Genomic DNA, 19,826 nt, shown 5'->3' on the forward strand with positions numbered 1-19,826 from the left:
ATAATTCATCTTCTAAGAGCAGGTTTCAAAGAGCATTTACGTACACCCATTTCCCAATTTTTCAGCTAGGAGTGAAATCATGAAAATCAGCATTCTCAAAAACGAGCTTAACGAATCCATCGGCCATGTCTCCAAGGCAATCTCCAGCAGAACAACTATCCCTATTCTGACCGGTATTAAGTTTGAGGTTAGCCATCAGGGCGTTACACTGACTGCAAGTGATACGGATATTTCCATTCAGTCCTTCATCCCTGCCGAGAATGACAGCCAGACGATCGTCAAGGTAGAGCAGCCGGGCAGCGTAGTGCTTCCCGCCAAATTTTTCGTAGAGATTATCAAGAAGCTTCCCTCCAAAGAAATTCACATGGAAGTCAAGGAAGGCTTCCAGACCTACATCTCCTCCGGCTCTACGGAGATTCAGATTGTGGGCCTCGATCCTGAAGAATTCCCTGTTCTGCCAAGCATTGAAGAGAATGAAACCATCTCCATGCCCGGTGATTTGCTGAAGAATATGATCAAGCAGACTGCCTTCTCCATCTCCACCCAAGAGACCACACCGATCCTGACAGGCATTCTGTGGAATCTGGCCGACAATGAATTCAAGTTCACGGCTACCGACCGCCACCGGCTCGCAACCAGAGCTGCACACCTGGAAGGCACAGAGAATATCCAGTTCGCGAATATTGTCATTGCTGGCAAAACGCTGAACGAGCTGAGCAAAATTATCCCTGATCAGAATATGCTGGTGGATATTGTCGTCGCCGATAACCAGGTGCTGTTCAAAATCGACAAAGTGCTGTTCTATTCGCGGATTCTGGATGGCATTTATCCGGATACTTCTAGAATTATTCCAACCACCTACAAAACAGAACTAACTTTGGACACAAAAAAATTAAGCGAATCGATTGACCGTGCTTATTTGCTGTCCCGCGAAGAGAAAACGAACATCGTCCGGATGCAGACCCTGGAAAACGGTGATGTAGAGATCTCTTCCAGCTCCTCCGAACTGGGGAAGGTCCGTGAAGAGCTGGAAGTTATCGATTTCAAAGGCGAGCCGCTGCGTATCTCCTTCAACTCCAAATATATGCTCGATGTGCTAAAGGTGGTGGAGAGTGAGCAGCTCGTGATCGCCTTCACCGGCATGATGAGCCCGATTATTCTCAGACCGCTCGATGAGAGCCGCAGCCTGTATGTGATTCTGCCGTACCGGACAACTAATTAACGCCCTGTTCATGAACATGTGGATAAGTGGCTGAGAGGATCAAAAACATGAAAAAAATAGTTATCCACAGTGGATATATTAAGCTCGACCAGTTCCTGAAGCTCTCCGATTGTGTATCCACAGGGGGGATGGCTAAGGCACTGCTGCAGGAAGGGCATGTGCAGGTGAACGGTGAGGTGGAAGAACGGCGTGGCCGGAAGCTCTACCCGGGTGATACAATCGAGGTACAGGATAACGGCGTCTTTGAAGTTGAGGGCGGCGGCGTCAAGGAGGAGTAACCCTAAGGAGGAACAGGCTCTTGTTTGTCAAAAATATCGGACTGCAGGATTACCGCAACTATGGGCTGCTGCGTCTTGAGCATCTGGGCGATGTGAATCTCATTCTCGGACAGAACGCTCAGGGCAAAACCAATCTCATGGAGGCTTTGTTTGTCCTTGCGATGACAAAAAGCCACCGGACCTCCAAGGACAAGGAGCTGATCTCCTTCGATGCCCCGGCGGGCTCCGCACAGATTGTTGCTGAAGTAGAGCGCAAATACGGGGATCTTAAGCTGGAGCTGACCCTGTCCCCGCAGGGCAAGAAGGCCAGAATTAACGGACTGGAGCAACGGCGGCTCAGTGAATTCGTAGGCTCGCTGAACGTTGTAATGTTTGCTCCGGAGGATCTGGAGATTGTTAAAGGCACCCCGGGCATCCGGCGCCGGTTCCTTGACATGGAGATTGGCCAGGTTCAGCCGAGCTACCTGTTTCATCTGCAGCAGTACCAGAAAATCCTCCTCCAGCGGGGCAATTTGCTGAAGCAGTTATGGGGCAAGGAGGCTGGCGGCCGGGAGCTTCTGGATATCTGGGATGCCCAACTTGTAGAACATGGTGTTAAAATCGTCAAAAAAAGGAAACAATTCATAAAGAAGCTGCAGATATGGGCAGAAAGCATCCACCGGGGCATCACAAACGGCGGAGAAGAGCTCAAGCTGCTCTATGTCCCCTCCTTTGGTGAGCGTGAAGAGGAAGATGAAGCTGTCTTATTGGACAAATTTATGTTAAAGTTATCACAAACAAGAGATCAGGAAATCAGGCGCGGCATGACGCTGACGGGTCCCCATCGGGATGACCTGTCCTTTTTTATCAACGGAAGAGAAGCTCAGGTCTACGGTTCCCAAGGGCAGCAACGTACGGCAGCTTTATCGCTCAAGCTGGCGGAAATTGAACTGATCCATGAGGAGATCGGAGAATACCCTGTGCTGCTTCTTGATGATGTTTTGTCCGAACTTGATCCCTATCGTCAGACCCAGCTTATCGAAACCTTTCAGAGCAAGGTGCAGACCTTCATCACTGCCACCGGTGTTGAGGGACTGAACGCTGATAAACTAAAGGGTGCAATCCTGTATCATGTTCATGGCGGCAAAGTGGGGTTATAAAGAGCGGAGGAAGACCATGTATATTCATTTGGGCGGAGAAAAAATTATTCGATCCTCAGAGCTGATTGCTATATTTGATATATCGATTGAGAAGTCCTCCAAGGTATCGAAGCAGTTTATGACTCATTCCCAGCAGGATAAGAAGCTGGAACGCATTGGTGAAGAGGAAGCGAAGTCTATTGTCGTGACCAGGAATACTGTCTACTACTCCCCGATCTCCTCCTCCACTCTCAAAAAAAGAGCCAAGATCTTGTTAGAAATATAGGTTTCGTAAGTTACAAGAGATAATCTGAAAGAAGTAGGTGAAGGCATGTCAATGAATCAACCGACATATGATGAGAGCCAGATTCAGGTACTGGAAGGGCTGGAAGCAGTTCGGAAACGTCCCGGCATGTACATTGGCTCCACCAGCTCAAAAGGTCTGCATCATTTGGTCTGGGAAGTTGTCGATAATAGTATCGATGAGGCGCTGGCAGGTTTTTGCGACCGGATTCAAGTCATAATTACTGAGAATAACAGTGTGACTGTTATTGACAACGGGCGGGGAATTCCTGTCGGTGAGAACGTCAAGCTGAAGAAGTCCACGCTTGAAGTGGTCATGACTGTCCTGCATGCAGGCGGTAAGTTCGGCGGCGGGGGCTACAAGGTGTCCGGCGGTCTTCACGGCGTGGGGATCTCTGTGGTTAACGCTTTGTCCGAGAAGGTAGTAGTGACCGTCAAGCGTGACGGGCATGTCTATCAGCAGGAGTACAACCGCGGCGTGCCGCAATATGACATCAGAGTGATCGGGGATACAGAGGAGACGGGGACCACCACCACCTTCCACCCGGACCCGGATATTTTTACCGAAACCACTACTTTTGAATACTCCACGCTCCTTACCCGTATCCGAGAGCTGGCCTTCCTGAACAAGGGCATTGAGCTGTCACTGCTGGATGAACGGACCGGAGTCAACAATACGTTCAAGTATGAAGGCGGTATTGTGGAGTATGTGAAATACCTTAACGAGAAAAAAGAAGCTCTTCATGAGGATCCGATCTACGTGGAAGGCTCACGGGATATGATCGCGGTTGAAGTAGCTCTCCAATATAACGATTCATATACAGAGAATATCTATTCATTCGCCAACAATATCAATACCCACGAGGGCGGAACGCATGAATCCGGCTTCAAGAGCGCTTTGACGCGGATCATTAATGATTACGCACGCAAGGCCGGTGTGATCAAGGATAGCAGCCAGAATCTGACCGGTGATGATGTCCGTGAAGGTCTGACGGCGATTATTTCCGTCAAAATCCCTGAGCCGCAGTTCGAAGGCCAAACCAAGACCAAGCTCGGCAACAGTGAAGTCCGCGGGATTGTAGAATCACTGTTCGGCGAGAAGCTGCAGGAGTTCCTGGAAGAGAATCCTGCCGTCTCACGCAAGGTGCTGGAGAAGTCATTGCAGGCTTCCCGTGCCCGTGAAGCGGCCAAAAAGGCCCGTGAGCTGACCCGCCGCAAAAGTGCGCTTGAAGTCAGCGCCCTGCCGGGTAAGCTGGCGGACTGCTCCTCCAAGGATGCGTCGATCAGTGAGCTGTACATCGTCGAAGGTGACTCGGCGGGTGGATCAGCCAAGCAAGGCCGGGACCGTCATTTTCAGGCGATCCTGCCGCTGCGCGGTAAGATTCTGAACGTCGAGAAGGCCCGGCTGGACCGGATCTTGTCCAATGCGGAAATCCGGGCGATTATCACCGCACTCGGAACCGGGATTAGCGATGATTTCGACCTCTCGAAGGCGCGTTACCACAAGGTTGTCATTATGACGGATGCGGACGTCGACGGCGCCCATATCCGAACACTACTGCTGACCTTCTTCTACCGCTACATGCGGAAGATTGTTGACGCAGGGTATATCTATATCGCCCAGCCGCCGCTCTTCAAGATCGAGCGCAACAAGGTTGTGCGCTATGCACAGACCGAGAAGGAGCGCGATGAGATCATTGCTGCCTTCGGTGAGAACGTGAAGGTTAATGTTCAGCGCTACAAAGGTCTGGGTGAGATGAACGCCGCTCAGCTGTGGGACACGACGATGGACCCTGAGAGCCGTACCATGCTGCAGGTGACCATTGAGGATGCCATGCTGGCGGACAGCATCTTTGATACCCTGATGGGTGACAATGTCGAACCGCGCCGTGAATTCATTCAGGAGCATGCGCAATCGGTTAAGAACCTGGATATTTAAGCCGCACATAGCGAACCTCCGGATTATCCCTTGCGGATGAAGCCGGAGGTTTTTTAGTAATACAGAGGGTATATAGTCTGCCGTTTGAATACATAGAGCTATAAGTTCGATATTCGCTTGCGGCGGCTGGTCACGGACTTCCGGTTAGGCTTCAACCGTCCATAGGCCACAGCGTAACGGTGGATTTTGCGGTAAATTGCTTTGTTCGGGAACAATTTGAAGACAATGATGGAGGGTAAGGTGTTTACTTCAAGCAGCCATAGATCGTGATGCTGGTCTATGGCGACATCAAGCCCCAGCTCCTTAAGGCCTGGATAAGCCGTTTCGAGCTGCGCGCCGATTCGGACGCCCAGCGATTTGAGCTGCTGGGTAGTTGCAGACATTTCGTCAGAGGTCATATGCTCCTTGAACAGGGCACCTACCGGAAAAACACTGCCCCCGCTGTGATAATTCGTGATCACCTTCTGCGGTGCGGCGACCCGGCCAAGCATGCCTGTAGTCTCCCAGCTGCCCTGGGGATTCTTTTGGGTAAGCACCCGCAGGTCGAAGGGGCGCTCCTGATGCTGCAGCAGATCAATGCCCTGCTGGACCAGATAGCTGCGGTCTTTAATCCGGGGCACCAGTGCGGCATGAAGCTCTTCAGGGCTATTAAAGACCTCGGCGTCCTTCGCATACCTTAGAATATACATCAGCTTCGGCTCTGCCGGTACTTCTGCTTCAATGCCTGCAGCTGCTGTCTCCGGTTCACGGTTCTCCGGCTGCTGCCCGCTGGGACTTAAGTGTACAACCCTCTGCTCGGCTCTCATCACTCCGCTGCCATAGGTGCCGCGGTCGGGCTTTATATATACCGTGCCATGCAGATGCAGCATTTCTTTCAGATCCTCCAGGCCGTATTTGCGCGTTTCCGGAATATAGACCGAGAGCTGACGGTTTTGCAGAATGACTTTCGTTTTTGCCCATTTGCTGGACACGCGTTGAATCTTCATGTTCTGCCTCCGTTTCTTTACGCATAGCGAATTTTCAGGACAAGAAAGCAAAATAATGTTATAATATAAGGATATGAGATTATGCTTTTTGGGACGAAAACATGGGCATGAAGCCAATTCTCTTGTCTCTACAGTCTATGTACTGAAGACAGCAGCGGAGAGGGCGTATACCCTTATCCGTACTAAAAGAAAATCAATATAGACGATAACAGGCTATCATGTTTAATTGTGCTGGTTTTGTGAAAGTAATATAATATAGGGTAGCGGTTTTTAACTGAAGGAGGTCCACCAACTCATGGCTGAACAAAATAACCCGCAAGTCAAAGATCGGGACATTGGCGTGGAAATGCGCGAATCCTTTATGGATTACGCAATGAGCATCATTGTAAGCCGGGCTTTGCCGGATGTGCGGGATGGACTTAAGCCTGTTCACCGACGCATTTTGTTTGCGATGTCGGAACTTGGTATGTCCTCGGATAAGCCACATAAGAAGTCAGCGAGAATCGTCGGTGAGGTTATCGGTAAGTATCACCCGCACGGTGACTCTGCAGTCTATGAAACAATGGTACGTATGGCACAGGACTTCTCCATGCGCTATATGCTTGTAGACGGTCATGGTAACTTCGGTTCCATAGACGGAGACATGGCGGCTGCAATGCGTTATACAGAAGCACGTTTGTCCAAAATTGCCGGAGAAATGCTACGTGACCTGAACAAGGAGACCGTTGACTTCGCGCCCAACTATGACGGTGAAGAGAACGAGCCTGTAGTCTTGCCGGCGCGTTATCCCAATCTGCTGGTCAATGGTGTAGGCGGGATTGCGGTGGGGATGGCAACCAACATTCCTCCACATAACCTCGGTGAGGTTATTGACGGTGTGCAGGCGATGATTAAGAATCCTGATATTACGCCTATGGAGCTTATGGAATATATTCAAGGCCCGGATTTCCCGACGGCCGGATATATTCTGGGCCGTGAAGGCATCCGTCAGGCCTACCGCACTGGACGCGGATCGGTTACCATGCGTGCCAAAGCGGTCATTGAAGAGAATAACGGCAAGGCCCGGATTATTGTGCATGAGCTTCCTTACCAGGTCAACAAAGCCCGGCTCGTGGAGAAGATTGCGGAGCTGGTGCGTGAGAAGCGCATCGAGGGCATAACAGATCTGCGTGATGAGTCTGACCGTAACGGAATGCGCGTAGTGGTTGAAATGAGACGGGATGTGAATCCGAGTGTGGTACTCAACAATCTCTACAAGCATACTTCTATGCAGTCCACCTTCGGGATCAACATGCTGGCTATTGTCAACAATGAACCCAAGATTCTGAATCTGCGCGATGTGCTGTATCACTATCTGCAGCATCAGATCGAAGTCATCCGCCGCCGGACGATCTTCGACCTTAAGAAGGCGGAAGCACGGGCGCATATTCTGGAAGGTCTGCGTATTGCCCTGGACCATCTGGATGAGGTCATTGCCCTGATCCGCGCCTCACGCACTACCGATATTGCCCGGGAAGGTCTGATGGAGACTTTCAGTCTAAGCGTAGAGCAGGCCCAGGCGATCCTCGATATGCGGATGCAGCGCCTGACCGGTCTGGAACGCGAGAAGATCGAGAACGAATATAACGAGCTTTTGGCCAAAATTGCCGAATACCGTGAGATTCTGGCCAATGAGCATCTTGTGCTGGATATTATCAGCAATGAGCTGCAGGAGATCCGGGATAAGTACTCCGATGACCGCCGTACAGAAATTACGGTTGGGGAAGAAAGCATCCTTGACGAGGATCTGATTCCGCGTGAAGAGGTTGTTATCACGATTACCCACACCGGTTACATCAAACGTCTTCCGGTCAACACCTACCGCAGCCAGAAGCGCGGCGGACGCGGTGTCATCGGGATGGACACCAAGGACCAGGACTTTGTGGAGCATCTCTTCGTGAGTAACTCCCATAACTACCTGATGTTCTTCACTGATAAGGGTAAGGTGTACCGGATTAAGGCTTATGAGATTCCGGAGCTTGGACGGACTGCCCGGGGAACGCCGATTATCAACCTGATTCAAATTGAGCAGGGCGAGAAGATCAGCGCGGTCATCCAGGTAGAGGAAGCGGACAGTGACAAGTACCTGTTCTTCGCGACCCGCGAGGGAATTGTGAAGAAGACGCCTCTGGAAGATTACAACAACATCCGTAAGGGTGGTTTGATTGCAATCAATCTCCGTGAGGAGGATTCACTGATTGAGGTGAAGCTGACAGACGGTGAGCAGAATCTGATTATCGGTACTGCACGCGGAATGTCGATTACCTTCTCGGAGAATGATGTGCGTTCCATGGGCCGCAGCGCTACCGGGGTTAAGGGAATCACGCTTGATTCCAATGACCATGTTATTGGCATGGACTGCGTAGACCAGGAGCTTGAGGTGCTGATCGTAACCACCAAGGGCTATGGTAAGCGGACACCTGCTGCTGACTACCGGTCCCAGACCCGCGGCGGTAAAGGCATCAAGACCATTAACCTTACGGATAAGAACGGGCCGGTTGTCGGGCTGAAGGTCGTCAAGCAGGACGAGGATCTGATGATTATTACGACCAGCGGTACCCTGATCCGTACCAGCATGGACGGAATATCCACCATGGGCCGTTATGCGCAGGGCGTTAAGCTGATTAATATCCGTGAGGATGATGCTGTAGCTACACTGTGCAGAGCGGACAAAGAGGATGAAGAGCTGTCTGAGCATGAGGATGGCGAAGACATTCAAGGAGCTCCTGTGGAAGGCGACGGCGATATTGAAGCTAGCCAGCCTGAAGCGGATGCCGTGAACGAAGACGACAGCCTCGAATAAGGATTGCAGAAGAGCATGGGTTTCTGATGTATAGAAATCCATGCTCTTTTTTTTATATCCTATCAACTGATGGACGGGGAATTCTCTATCTAGCCGCTTCCCGGGTTCCATACTATAATTAGAGCATCATAGGTGTCACCGACATAAAGGGGCTTGGGCTAATGCCAAACATATCCGTTGGAGAGATTAAAGCGGGTTCAAAGATTATAAAGGATGTAATTACTCCTTTAGGAGGAGTATTGTTCGGGAAGGGCAAAATCATTCTCCCCCGGGATATTGAGATTTTGCAGGCTTTTTTGATCGGACAGGTTGAGATTGAAGGGGCACAAGGGGAAGACAAATCGGCAGAGAGCGCTAAACCGGCAGTGAAGCAGCAAGCGGCTAAGGCGGGTGCTCTGATTAATGAGTCGGTGCTGGCCAAGAGTAATTCTCCGCTTCACGATGAGTATGAGAAAATGCTGGTGCTTATCAAGCAAAGCTACCGTGCAGCGGCCGCAGCGGCTCTTCCGATCTTCGAACTGCGGAGTCAACTGGAGCTGCTGATTACCCATTTGAAGGATTATCATGTCTTAAAGTTTGCGCCGCGTGTGCTGATTGACCAGGAATATAACTATCATAATGCGGTCTTGTCTGCCCTGACCTCCTATCGAATTGCCCAGTGGTGCGGATATCCGCAGAAGGACTGGATGCAGGCTGCTTTTGCCGGCTTGCTGCACGATATAGGTAACATTAAGGTAGACGAAGCGCTGCTGCAGAAGCCAACCCCTCTAAGCGGTGCAGAGATTGACGAGGTACGCAGGCACACTACATACGGTTATCAGCTGCTGCGCAATGTTACAGCCATTAACGAAGGGGTTAGACTCGCCGCCTTGCAGCACCATGAGAAGATAGATGGTTCAGGGTATCCACTTAGGCTGGATGGCAGCCAGATTCATTTCTACGCCAAGATAGTGGCAGTCGCCGATATCTTCCATGCCATGACGCTGGGAAAAGCCTACAGAAAGGCACAGTCGCCTTATCTGGTATTGGAGCAGCTGCAGAAGGAGAGCTTCGGGAAGCTCGATCCGGTAATCGTACAGACCTTCATTCAAAAGACGACAGACCTATATAACGGTACACGGATACGGCTCAGCGATGGGCGTCATGGGGAAATCATCTTTACCGATCGTAACAACCCGACAAGACCCATGGTTCAGGTTGAAGGAAATATCGTTAATCTGATCAATGAACGCGAGCTTCATATTCAAGAAATTATTGCTTAAGCACGCGGACAGAGGAGTAGAGCTATGCTAACTTGCTTGCCGGGTTAGGGGCCGGTTAGGGGAAGCGTAGCTTTAGATAATGATTTAGAAATAATGCTTGCATTGAATCTCTATACGTGATATATTCTATTTCTGGCCGCGAAACATCAAGTCCTGGCTCGAACAAGAAGTTAAAAAAGAGCTTGCATTGATCGGTTGGATGTGATATATTATAAGAGTTGCTGGTGACGACAACATCGACACTAACAACGAGCTTGATCTTTGAAAACTGAACAACGAGTGAGTATCTGGAAATCACTTCGGTGAGATCCAAAAATGAGAATGTAAATTCTCGTCAGATGTTTCAAAATGAGCAATCGCTCTTTCTAAATACCAATTTGGAGAGTTTGATCCTGGCTCAGGACGAACGCTGGCGGCATGCCTAATACATGCAAGTCGAGCGGAGTTTGAGAGGAAGCTTGCTTCCTTTCAGACTTAGCGGCGGACGGGTGAGTAACACGTAGGCAACCTGCCCTCAAGCCTGGGATAACTACCGGAAACGGTAGCTAATACCGGATAATTTCTTTTTTCTCCTGAGAGAAGAATGAAAGGCGGAGCAATCTGCTGCTTGGGGATGGGCCTGCGGCGCATTAGCTAGTTGGTGGGGTAACGGCCCACCAAGGCGACGATGCGTAGCCGACCTGAGAGGGTGAACGGCCACACTGGGACTGAGACACGGCCCAGACTCCTACGGGAGGCAGCAGTAGGGAATCTTCCGCAATGGGCGCAAGCCTGACGGAGCAATGCCGCGTGAGTGATGAAGGTTTTCGGATCGTAAAGCTCTGTTGCCAGGGAAGAACGTCCGGTAGAGTAACTGCTACCGGAGTGACGGTACCTGAGAAGAAAGCCCCGGCTAACTACGTGCCAGCAGCCGCGGTAATACGTAGGGGGCAAGCGTTGTCCGGAATTATTGGGCGTAAAGCGCGCGCAGGCGGTTATTTAAGTCTGGTGTTTAAACCTTGGGCTCAACCTGAGGTCGCACTGGAAACTGGGTGACTTGAGTACAGAAGAGGAAAGTGGAATTCCACGTGTAGCGGTGAAATGCGTAGATATGTGGAGGAACACCAGTGGCGAAGGCGACTTTCTGGGCTGTAACTGACGCTGAGGCGCGAAAGCGTGGGGAGCAAACAGGATTAGATACCCTGGTAGTCCACGCCGTAAACGATGAGTGCTAGGTGTTAGGGGTTTCGATACCCTTGGTGCCGAAGTTAACACAGTAAGCACTCCGCCTGGGGAGTACGGTCGCAAGACTGAAACTCAAAGGAATTGACGGGGACCCGCACAAGCAGTGGAGTATGTGGTTTAATTCGAAGCAACGCGAAGAACCTTACCAGGTCTTGACATCCAACTAACGAAGCAGAGATGCATCAGGTGCCCTTCGGGGAAAGTTGAGACAGGTGGTGCATGGTTGTCGTCAGCTCGTGTCGTGAGATGTTGGGTTAAGTCCCGCAACGAGCGCAACCCTTGACTTTAGTTGCCAGCAGGTGAAGCTGGGCACTCTAGAGTGACTGCCGGTGACAAACCGGAGGAAGGTGGGGATGACGTCAAATCATCATGCCCCTTATGACCTGGGCTACACACGTACTACAATGGCCGGTACAACGGGAAGCGAAGCCGCGAGGTGGAGCCAATCCCAGCAAAGCCGGTCTCAGTTCGGATTGCAGGCTGCAACTCGCCTGCATGAAGTCGGAATTGCTAGTAATCGCGGATCAGCATGCCGCGGTGAATACGTTCCCGGGTCTTGTACACACCGCCCGTCACACCACGAGAGTTTACAACACCCGAAGTCGGTGGGGTAACCCGCAAGGGAGCCAGCCGCCGAAGGTGGGGTAGATGATTGGGGTGAAGTCGTAACAAGGTAGCCGTATCGGAAGGTGCGGCTGGATCACCTCCTTTCTATGGAGAATCGTCTTCTGCAATGAAGACATTCAAATCGGAAGCTTTGCTTCCACTAATAGAACCCTTGGGTTCGAATACTCACTCGTTGGTCAGTTTTGAGAGTTTAAGCTCTCATCTTTAAACTTGATCCTTGAAAACTGGATACCGAAACGAATTTGCGTTTTAGAACATTCCTTTAAGCTGAACTTGTGTAAACAAGTTTCATATTAATGGCGATACTAGCGATTTTCCTTAGGGAAAACGCATTGGTTAAGCTACTAAGAGCACACGGAGGATGCCTAGGCGCCAGGAGCCGACGAAGGACGTGGCGAACAACGAAACTGCCTCGGGGAGCTGTAAGCAAGCTTTGATCCGGGGGTGTCCGAATGGGGAAACCCAGCTGTGGTAATTCGCAGTTACTCATTTCTGAATACATAGGAAATGCAGAGGCAGACCAGGGGAACTGAAACATCTAAGTACCCTGAGGAAGAGAAAACAATAGTGATTCCGTCAGTAGCGGCGAGCGAACGCGGAACAGCCTAAACCAAGGGGCTTGCCTCTTGGGGTTGTGGGACGTCTCACATGGAGTTACAAAGGAATAGAGTAGGCGAAGAGGTCTGGAAAGGCCCGCGATAGAGGTAAAAGCCCTGTAGCCTAAACTGTGTTCTCTCCGAGACGGATCCCGAGTAGTGCGGGGCACGTGAAACCCCGTATGAATCCAGCAGGACCATCTGCTAAGGCTAAATACTACCTGGCGACCGATAGTGAAACAGTACCGTGAGGGAAAGGTGAAAAGCACCCCGGAAGGGGAGTGAAATAGAACCTGAAACCGTGTGCTTACAAAAAGTCAGAGCCCTCTTTATGGGTGATGGCGTGCCTTTTGTAGAATGAACCGGCGAGTTACGTTTAACATGCAAGGTTAAGGTGAGAAGCCGGAGCCGCAGCGAAAGCGAGTCTGAATAGGGCGACTAAGTATGTGGACGTAGACCCGAAACCGTGTGATCTACCCCTGTCCAGGGTGAAGGTGCGGTAACACGCACTGGAGGCCCGAACCCACGCATGTTGAAAAATGCGGGGATGAGGTGGGGGTAGCGGAGAAATTCCAATCGAACTCGGAGATAGCTGGTTCTCCCCGAAATAGCTTTAGGGCTAGCCTCGGTGAATGGAGTGGTGGAGGTAGAGCACTGATTGGGTGCGGGGCCCGCAAGGGTTACCAAGCTCAGTCAAACTCCGAATGCCATTTACTTCTTGCCGGGAGTCAGACAGTGAGTGCTAAGATCCATTGTCAAAAGGGAAACAGCCCAGACCATCAGCTAAGGTCCCCAAGTGTGTGTTAAGTGGGAAAGGATGTGGAGTTGCACAGACAACCAGGATGTTGGCTTAGAAGCAGCCACCATTGAAAGAGTGCGTAATAGCTCACTGGTCGAGTGACTCTGCGCCGAAAATGTAACGGGGCTAAACACACCACCGAAGCTATGGCTAGATGCTTTGCATCTGGGGTAGGGGAGCGTTGTATGTAGGTTGAAGGTGTACCGTAAGGAGCGCTGGACAGCATACAAGTGAGAATGCCGGTATGAGTAACGAAAAGATCAGTGAGAATCTGATCCGCCGAAAGCCCAAGGTTTCCTGAGGAAGGCTCGTCCGCTCAGGGTAAGTCGGGACCTAAGGCGAGGCCGACAGGCGTAGTCGAAGGACAACAGTTTGAAATTACTGTACCACCGTAATCCGCTATGAGCGATGGGGTGACGCAGGAGGGTAGTGACGCGGACTGATGGATGTCCGTCTAAGCAGTGAGGCTGGTGTGCAGGCAAATCCGCACATCGTAAGGCTGGGCTGTGATGGGGAGCGAAAATTATAGTAGCGAAGGTCATGATCTCACACTGCCAAGAAAAGCCTCTAGTCAGGAGAAGGTGCCCGTACCGCAAACCGACACAGGTAGGCGAGAAGAGAATTCTAAGGCGCGCGGAAGAACTCTCGTTAAGGAACTCGGCAAAATGACCCCGTAACTTCGGGAGAAGGGGTGCCTCGGTAGGGTGAATAGCCCGAGGGGGCCGCAGTGAAAAGGCCCAAGCGACTGTTTAGCAAAAACACAGGTCTGTGCGAAGCCGCAAGGCGAAGTATACGGGCTGACGCCTGCCCGGTGCTGGAAGGTTAAGGGGAGCGGTTAGGAGCAATCCGAAGCTGTGAACCGAAGCCCCAGTAAACGGCGGCCGTAACTATAACGGTCCTAAGGTAGCGAAATTCCTTGTCAGGTAAATTCTGACCCGCACGAATGGCGTAACGACTTGGGCGCTGTCTCAACGAGAGATCCGGTGAAATTTTAATACCTGTGAAGATGCAGGTTACCCGCGACAAGACGGAAAGACCCCATGGAGCTTTACTGCAGCTTGATATTGAATTTGGGTACGATCTGTACAGGATAGGTGGGAGCCGTGGAGGCAGGAGCGCAAGCTTCTGCGGAGGCGCCGTTGGGATACCACCCTGATCGTATCTAGGTTCTAACCTAGTGCCCTCATCGGGTACGGGGACCGTGTCAGGCGGGCAGTTTGACTGGGGCGGTCGCCTCCTAAAGAGTAACGGAGGCGTTCAAAGGTTCCCTCAGAATGGTTGGAAATCATTCGCAGAGTGCAAAGGCATAAGGGAGCTTGACTGCGAGACCTACAAGTCGAGCAGGGACGAAAGTCGGACTTAGTGATCCGGTGGTACCGCATGGAAGGGCCATCGCTCAACGGATAAAAGCTACCCTGGGGATAACAGGCTTATCTCCCCCAAGAGTCCACATCGACGGGGAGGTTTGGCACCTCGATGTCGGCTCATCGCATCCTGGGGCTGAAGTAGGTCCCAAGGGTTGGGCTGTTCGCCCATTAAAGCGGTACGCGAGCTGGGTTCAGAACGTCGTGAGACAGTTCGGTCCCTATCTGTCGTGGGCGCAGGAAATTTGAGAGGAGCTGTCCTTAGTACGAGAGGACCGGGATGGACGTACCGCTGGTGCATCAGTTGTTCCGCCAGGAGCATGGCTGAGTAGCTACGTACGGACGGGATAAGCGCTGAAAGCATCTAAGCGTGAAGCCCCCCTCAAGATGAGATTTCCCAATTAGTAAGACCCCTTGAAGACGACGAGGTAGATAGGTTGGAGGTGGAAGTGCAGTAATGCATGGAGCTGACCAATACTAATCGGTCGAGGGCTTATCCAAAAGCTACCCCAAAAAGTGAAGATGACGCTGACGAAGCGGATTCCGAATACTTTCCGGGGGCCCCGTAAGAAGGGCAAACGCAGATTCGTTTCGGATTCAGTTTTCAGGAATCAATTTCCTGAAGCATTTACGCTGTAAATGCCCGTTTGGTGGCGATAGCGGAGGGGTTCCACACGTACCCATCCCGAACACGACCGTTAAGCCCTCCAGCGCCGATGGTACTTGGACCGAAGGGTCCTGGGAGAGTAGGACGTTGCCAAGCACACATGAGCCATTGTCGAATTGTCGACAATGGCTTTTTTGTATACCCGCATATATAAAAAGCGGGAAGGAGTGCGGTATTTTATTATAAAAACGCTTACAAACGAGTGACATTTTTGTTACCGACGAGGCGATGGTTCCAAGTATAATGGAAAAGTGCAATAAATAAGCAAAAGCCTTAATACGAATGAACTACGTATAAATTCTATCTTGGAATTTTCTTGCGTCTTTAGATGCATGGTAGAGGTAAGGAGGATTTAAGGTATGAAGCGAACTCAACCTTTGTGGATATTAGTTATTCTTTGTATAGTCGGAGTAATGCTGGCGGGTTGCGGAACGAAGGAGCCGGCTTGGGATACTTTTAACGGTGCACTTAATGAGGAAGACTTCCCCGTTCCCAAAGAGGCAAGCTCACCCGACAGAACAACTACAAATGTAGCCATGGACTATGTACGGTATTCCTTGCCGGGGTTGAAGGAGAAGAAAGGCGTGCCGGAGCCTTATCTTGCAGCCATTAAAGCGTGGGGCTGGGAAGAGCAGGAACAGAAAGCAGACGATTCCGGGAGCTCCCGTGTTTTTCAGAAAGAAGGACTTATTGTACACCTGACCGTGCATGATGACTATTTTATCGTGATGATTCCGAAGGAAAAGAAGGTTACAACCAAAGGCTTGAAGAACAGATAAAAAATCGCCGTCCGGTTATGGATGGCGATTTTTTGTGTGAGCATGCTTGGCCGCTTAAATACAGCGCTATGTATATCTGGTTGGGATTACTGGGCGTAATAAGAGGCGTCTGCCGCATTGAACTTGAGCATCCCGTCTTTGCCTACACTTGTTAACCGCAGCAGCGCATACAGACGGGGTAGCAGCAGCCACAGGTGGCATACCGCAAGCGAAACCGTGAAGGCTGGCGGAGCCCAGACGATGAAGAGTGCGGCTATACAAAGACCGATCCAGAGGTTATGCAGCTGTACGGTACGGAAGATGCCGTAATTGATATATTGATCGGGCATGTAACCGGGCCAGGGCAGGCGCAGGGATAATCTCCAGCGTTTGGCGATAGGGTGTCCGCTAATCAGCAGCACAGAGCGTGAGATGACATACTGAATCCACAGCATGACAGGTCCGGCTATAATCATGAACAGAACACTAAGCCAGGAGAGAAAGACACTTTCGAGCACAAGGCATATAAAGGGCAGGGTGATATAGACCCGCAGCAGGAATGCTGTAATAGTAATTTTTTTGATAAGCTTGTATTGATAGAATGTAGCGGCACCTTTGGTGTTTGGTTCCATACCTGGAATTCGGACCTCCTCGCAAGTTCTCTTGTTATTATTATCGGCCTGCTCCTGCGTTTTATTAAACAACGGGCTCAGATTCACCGAATGGGCAGCGGGCGAATATATATATTTTAGGCTATGAAGGATTAGGAAAAAACTATGAAAAGGTTTAAAATGATAGAAGGTGTAGCATACTGTTCTTAAAAGAGTCAAGGTGGGATGAAAATGGAACAGCAAACCGGGCAGGCCTGCATTATCTGCGGGCAGCAAAAGGAAGAAGGCATTGTGATTGTCTCGCACTTCATCTGTGAGGACTGTGAGAGTGAGATGGTGCGTACGGAGGCTGAGGATGTGAAGTACAACTTTTTCATTAACCGGATGAAGAAGATCAATCTGCGTATGCATGCTTAATGTTCGAATTGCAGTACCTGTAACAAGCAACATATAAAGAGCGGGCGGTGAATCTGTGTCGCGTTGGCTGCAAATACAAGGTTCTTCTTAACGGCTTCTCCGCCCTGACCGGGTGAGGGAAGCCGTTTTATTGCGTGCAATCCTTTGCGGAAGTGATAGGCGTTTGGGTGCATTTGCGTTAAAATAGAAGGTAACCCCCAGGGGAGGAAGAATCTATGGACAAGCTACAGCCTGGCAGGGCACCTGTATACGAAATGCTGGAACAATATAGACATAAGGGTAATATATCTTATCATGTGCCGGGTCACAAGAACGGGGAGGCTTACCGGAGTACTGTCAGTGCAGAGAGTGCGGGGTATCTCACGGAAGTGATGCGTTACGATGTGACGGAGATTACCGGAACGGATGACCTTCATCATCCGGGAGGGGTAATAAGGGAAGCCCAGGAGCTGGCAGCCGATTGTTACGGCGCGGAGGAGAGTTATATGCTGGTGGGCGGAAGCACCGCGGGTAATCTGGCTCTGATCCTGACGGTCTGTTCTGAGCCCGGAAGTTTGCTTATTCTGCAGCGCAACGTCCACAAGTCCGTGATCCATGGACTGATGCTGGCGGGAGCACGTGCAGTCTTCCTGGAGCCGCAGATCGACCCGGGCAGCGGCCTTGCGGTGGCACCGTCTGCTGAGACGGTGCAGGCGGCGCTGGCCGCTTACCCGGAGGCTGCCGGGGTCCTAGTCACCATGCCGAATTACTACGGCATGGGCAGTGACCTAGCGCCCCTCGCGCAGGCTTGTCATACCAGCGGCGTTCCGCTGCTGGTTGATGAGGCGCACGGGGCGCATTACGGGCAGCACCCGGCGCTTCCGGCCGGGGCGCTTGCCGGGGGCGCGGACGGCGTGGTGCAGTCCACGCATAAGATGCTGACGGCGCTGACGATGGGCGCCATGCTGCATGTGCAAGGGCCATGGCTGGACCGCGCGCTGCTGCGGCAGCGCCTGGCCATGGTGCAGAGCTCCAGCCCATCCTACCCCGTGATGGCTTCGCTCGATCTGGCCCGGCGCCTGCTGCACAGCCAGGGCGCCGGTGCCTTCACGGCGGGGCTCGCCGCCGTGGATGTCCTGCGGCGCGGCCTGGCGGCGCTGCCGCGCTTCGGGCTGCTGCAACCAGCGCAGCCGCAGCAGGCTGTCTGCGGCGAGGCGGGCGCCGCAGGAGTGAATACGCCGCCGCTGCGCGGGGCGGCGTACGTGACCCAGGACCCCTTCAAGGCGGTCATATATGACGCCGCGGGGGTCCTGGGGGGCTTCGAGCTGCAGCGCAGGCTCGAAGAGAGGGGAATCGTGCCGGAGATGAGCGACGACCGGCACGTGGTTCTGGCCTTCAGCCTCGGCTCGAAGGCTGAAGAGGCAGCTGCGCTGCTGACAGCGCTGCAGGACATTGCAGCGCAGACCTCCTTGGCAGCGCCGCAGACAGGCGGGAGCGCATCTCCCTCAGACCTTGAACCTACCACTGGCGCTGATCATATCACTGGCCTTGAACCTACCACTGGCGCTGATCCTGTCACTGGCCTTGAACCTACTGCTGGATCTGATCATATCTCTGATCTTGAACCTGTCTCCGGCCTAGATCTTACCGCTGGTTCCGATCCTGGCCAGTCTACTTACTCAGACACTGCCGCAGCTCCCGCTCCCCAAGGGAGAGAATCCTTCTCCAGCGCACGGACCGCAGCCCAGGCAACGTCATATAATAGCAGAGAAGGGGAATTAACCTTCTCCGGTCATATTTCCACGTGGAACAATTTCGACATTCCGGCAGTATCGGCTCCGGTCGCGTTCTCTATCCGGCCGGTGGCTGCCGGGGAGACAGAGAGTGTAGAGCTTGAGGCAAGCGCGGGCAGGATTGCGGCGGAGATGGTTATTCCCTATCCGCCAGGCATCCCGCTCTTATATCCCGGAGAGAGCATTACAGCGTCTGTCTGTGACAGGCTGATCCGTCTGAGAATAGGCGGGGCGAAATTTCAGGCCTGTGCTGATCCGGCCTTACAGCATATTATGGTATACAACATTCAGAAGGGCGGAGAAGCATAAGTGAAGCGAGAAGGATTCTTCATTACACTGGAGGGAGGCGACGGCTCCGGCAAAACAACCGTACTGGGCAGGGTGGCAGCTTATCTGCAGAACCATTCCATGCCCTATTTAATCACCCGCGAACCGGGAGGGATTGAGATTGCCGAGAAGATCCGCTCTATTATCCTCGACCCGGCGCATACGGCTATGGATGCCCGGACAGAGGCACTCCTGTATGCGGCGGCAAGAAGCCAGCATCTGGCGGAGGTGGTCGAGCCTGCCTTGCAGGAGGGAATTACCGTGCTCTGCGACCGTTTTGTAGACAGCAGTCTGGTTTATCAAGGGTACGCCAGAGGGCTGGGCATCGAAGAGGTGAGGGGGATTAACCGGTTTGCGACTGGCGGGAGAATGCCCGATCTTACCTTTTACCTGGATGTAGATCCTGAGGTGGGCCTGTCCCGGATAGCGGCCAATCAGAACCGGGAAGTGAACCGGCTGGATCTGGAGAGCCTGGAGTTTCATCAGAAGGTGCGGGCGGGCTATGAACTGGTAACCAGCTCTGATCCGCAGCGGATTGTGGTGCTTGATGCGGGTCGTCCCATCCATATGGTGGAGCAGGATATTGTACGTGTACTGAAGGACAGGATATTAAAGGATTTCTAAGGTGTTTTGTCAAATAAACAATAGAGGTATAATGATTGAACAGGGCTTCTCCACAGATTGAATCAATGTTGTGCGGATAGCCTGTGAACA

The 19,826-nt window shown here is 51.9% G+C and carries 13 protein-coding genes and 3 rRNA genes; 14 read left to right on the top strand and 2 right to left on the bottom strand.

The annotated features are described in order from the left end of the window. Window positions 1-79 precede the first annotated feature (79 nt). From dnaN to gyrB, 5 genes are read left to right on the top strand one after another with little or no spacing between them, the layout of a single operon-like run. A complete protein-coding gene (dnaN, locus tag NST69_RS31455; RefSeq protein WP_036728067.1) occupies window positions 80-1,222 on the top strand; it encodes a DNA polymerase III subunit beta in 1,143 nt (380 codons plus the stop codon). 47 nt (window positions 1,223-1,269) lie between these two features. Continuing rightward, complete coding sequence (gene yaaA, locus NST69_RS31460; protein ID WP_036699885.1) at window positions 1,270-1,500, top strand: S4 domain-containing protein YaaA; 231 nt, start codon at window positions 1,270-1,272, stop codon at window positions 1,498-1,500. 20 nt (window positions 1,501-1,520) lie between these two features. Further along, window positions 1,521-2,639, top strand: a complete 1,119-nt coding sequence (gene recF, locus NST69_RS31465) for a DNA replication/repair protein RecF (protein WP_036728069.1) — start codon at window positions 1,521-1,523, stop codon at window positions 2,637-2,639. A 16-nt stretch (window positions 2,640-2,655) separates the two neighbouring features. Continuing rightward, on the top strand, window positions 2,656-2,904 hold the full coding sequence (locus tag NST69_RS31470; protein ID WP_036728071.1) for an extracellular matrix/biofilm biosynthesis regulator RemA family protein: 249 nt from the start codon (window positions 2,656-2,658) through the stop codon (window positions 2,902-2,904). 45 nt (window positions 2,905-2,949) lie between these two features. Next, complete coding sequence (gyrB, locus tag NST69_RS31475; protein WP_209879303.1) at window positions 2,950-4,860, top strand: DNA topoisomerase (ATP-hydrolyzing) subunit B; 1,911 nt, start codon at window positions 2,950-2,952, stop codon at window positions 4,858-4,860. A gap of 98 nt (window positions 4,861-4,958) precedes the next feature. On the opposite strand, the gene NST69_RS31480 is transcribed toward gyrB, so the two are convergent. Then, window positions 4,959-5,846 (bottom strand): YheC/YheD family protein, encoded by an 888-nt coding sequence (locus tag NST69_RS31480; RefSeq protein WP_339312194.1) that lies wholly within the window; start codon window positions 5,844-5,846, stop codon window positions 4,959-4,961. A 295-nt stretch (window positions 5,847-6,141) separates the two neighbouring features. Here NST69_RS31480 and gyrA point away from each other — a divergent pair, with 295 nt between their 5' ends. From gyrA to NST69_RS31510, 6 genes are all read left to right on the top strand, one after another. Beyond that, the gene (gyrA, locus tag NST69_RS31485) at window positions 6,142-8,688 is read left to right on the top strand and encodes a DNA gyrase subunit A (protein ID WP_339312196.1); all 2,547 of its coding nucleotides are present in this window, start codon (window positions 6,142-6,144) and stop codon (window positions 8,686-8,688) included. 161 nt (window positions 8,689-8,849) lie between these two features. Continuing rightward, a complete protein-coding gene (locus NST69_RS31490; protein WP_036728078.1) occupies window positions 8,850-9,950 on the top strand; it encodes an HD-GYP domain-containing protein in 1,101 nt (366 codons plus the stop codon). Window positions 9,951-10,324: 374 nt separating this feature from the next. Next, a 16S ribosomal RNA gene (locus tag NST69_RS31495) occupies window positions 10,325-11,885 on the top strand. A gap of 250 nt (window positions 11,886-12,135) precedes the next feature. Continuing rightward, window positions 12,136-15,061, top strand: a 23S ribosomal RNA gene (locus NST69_RS31500). A 145-nt stretch (window positions 15,062-15,206) separates the two neighbouring features. Next, window positions 15,207-15,323: ribosomal RNA gene (gene rrf / locus NST69_RS31505) — 5S ribosomal RNA — on the top strand. Together the 16S, 23S and 5S rRNA genes form the textbook arrangement of a ribosomal RNA operon. Window positions 15,324-15,586: 263 nt before the next feature. Beyond that, window positions 15,587-16,006: a hypothetical protein gene (locus tag NST69_RS31510; protein ID WP_036723990.1), complete on the top strand. Its 420-nt coding sequence runs from the start codon at window positions 15,587-15,589 to the stop codon at window positions 16,004-16,006. An 86-nt stretch (window positions 16,007-16,092) separates the two neighbouring features. Here the strand turns inward: NST69_RS31510 and NST69_RS31515 are convergent, their stop codons facing one another. After that, complete coding sequence (locus NST69_RS31515; RefSeq protein ID WP_036723988.1) at window positions 16,093-16,617, bottom strand: hypothetical protein; 525 nt, start codon at window positions 16,615-16,617, stop codon at window positions 16,093-16,095. A gap of 210 nt (window positions 16,618-16,827) precedes the next feature. Here NST69_RS31515 and NST69_RS31520 point away from each other — a divergent pair, with 210 nt between their 5' ends. From NST69_RS31520 to tmk, 3 genes are all read left to right on the top strand, one after another. After that, window positions 16,828-17,013 carry a sigma factor G inhibitor Gin gene (locus NST69_RS31520; RefSeq protein ID WP_076082751.1) on the top strand — a complete coding sequence of 62 codons (186 nt, stop codon included), beginning with the start codon at window positions 16,828-16,830 and terminating at the stop codon, window positions 17,011-17,013. 215 nt (window positions 17,014-17,228) lie between these two features. Next, window positions 17,229-19,094 carry an aminotransferase class I/II-fold pyridoxal phosphate-dependent enzyme gene (locus NST69_RS31525; RefSeq protein WP_342548043.1) on the top strand — a complete coding sequence of 622 codons (1,866 nt, stop codon included), beginning with the start codon at window positions 17,229-17,231 and terminating at the stop codon, window positions 19,092-19,094. After that, window positions 19,095-19,736, top strand: a complete 642-nt coding sequence (gene tmk, locus NST69_RS31530) for a dTMP kinase (RefSeq protein ID WP_036723984.1) — start codon at window positions 19,095-19,097, stop codon at window positions 19,734-19,736. It abuts the gene before it with no gap. Window positions 19,737-19,826: the final 90 nt, after the last annotated feature.

It is taken from the genome of Paenibacillus sp. FSL P2-0089, assembly GCF_038595095.1.
GTDB lineage: Bacteria > Bacillota > Bacilli > Paenibacillales > Paenibacillaceae > Paenibacillus_AQ > Paenibacillus_AQ silagei.

Excerpts from the sequence above, each read along its gene's own strand:
- dnaN (WP_036728067.1), top strand. The coding sequence starts at position 80 with ATGAAAATCAGCATTCTCAAAAACGAGCTTAACGAATCCATCGGCCAT.
- yaaA (WP_036699885.1), top strand. The coding sequence starts at position 1,270 with ATGAAAAAAATAGTTATCCACAGTGGATATATTAAGCTCGACCAGTTC.
- NST69_RS31470 (WP_036728071.1), top strand. The coding sequence starts at position 2,656 with ATGTATATTCATTTGGGCGGAGAAAAAATTATTCGATCCTCAGAGCTG.
- gyrB (WP_209879303.1), top strand. The coding sequence starts at position 2,950 with ATGTCAATGAATCAACCGACATATGATGAGAGCCAGATTCAGGTACTG.
- NST69_RS31480 (WP_339312194.1), bottom strand. The coding sequence starts at position 5,846 with ATGAAGATTCAACGCGTGTCCAGCAAATGGGCAAAAACGAAAGTCATT.
- gyrA (WP_339312196.1), top strand. The coding sequence starts at position 6,142 with ATGGCTGAACAAAATAACCCGCAAGTCAAAGATCGGGACATTGGCGTG.
- NST69_RS31490 (WP_036728078.1), top strand. The coding sequence starts at position 8,850 with ATGCCAAACATATCCGTTGGAGAGATTAAAGCGGGTTCAAAGATTATA.
- NST69_RS31510 (WP_036723990.1), top strand. The coding sequence starts at position 15,587 with ATGAAGCGAACTCAACCTTTGTGGATATTAGTTATTCTTTGTATAGTC.
- NST69_RS31515 (WP_036723988.1), bottom strand. The coding sequence starts at position 16,617 with ATGGAACCAAACACCAAAGGTGCCGCTACATTCTATCAATACAAGCTT.
- NST69_RS31520 (WP_076082751.1), top strand. The coding sequence starts at position 16,828 with ATGGAACAGCAAACCGGGCAGGCCTGCATTATCTGCGGGCAGCAAAAG.
- NST69_RS31525 (WP_342548043.1), top strand. The coding sequence starts at position 17,229 with ATGGACAAGCTACAGCCTGGCAGGGCACCTGTATACGAAATGCTGGAA.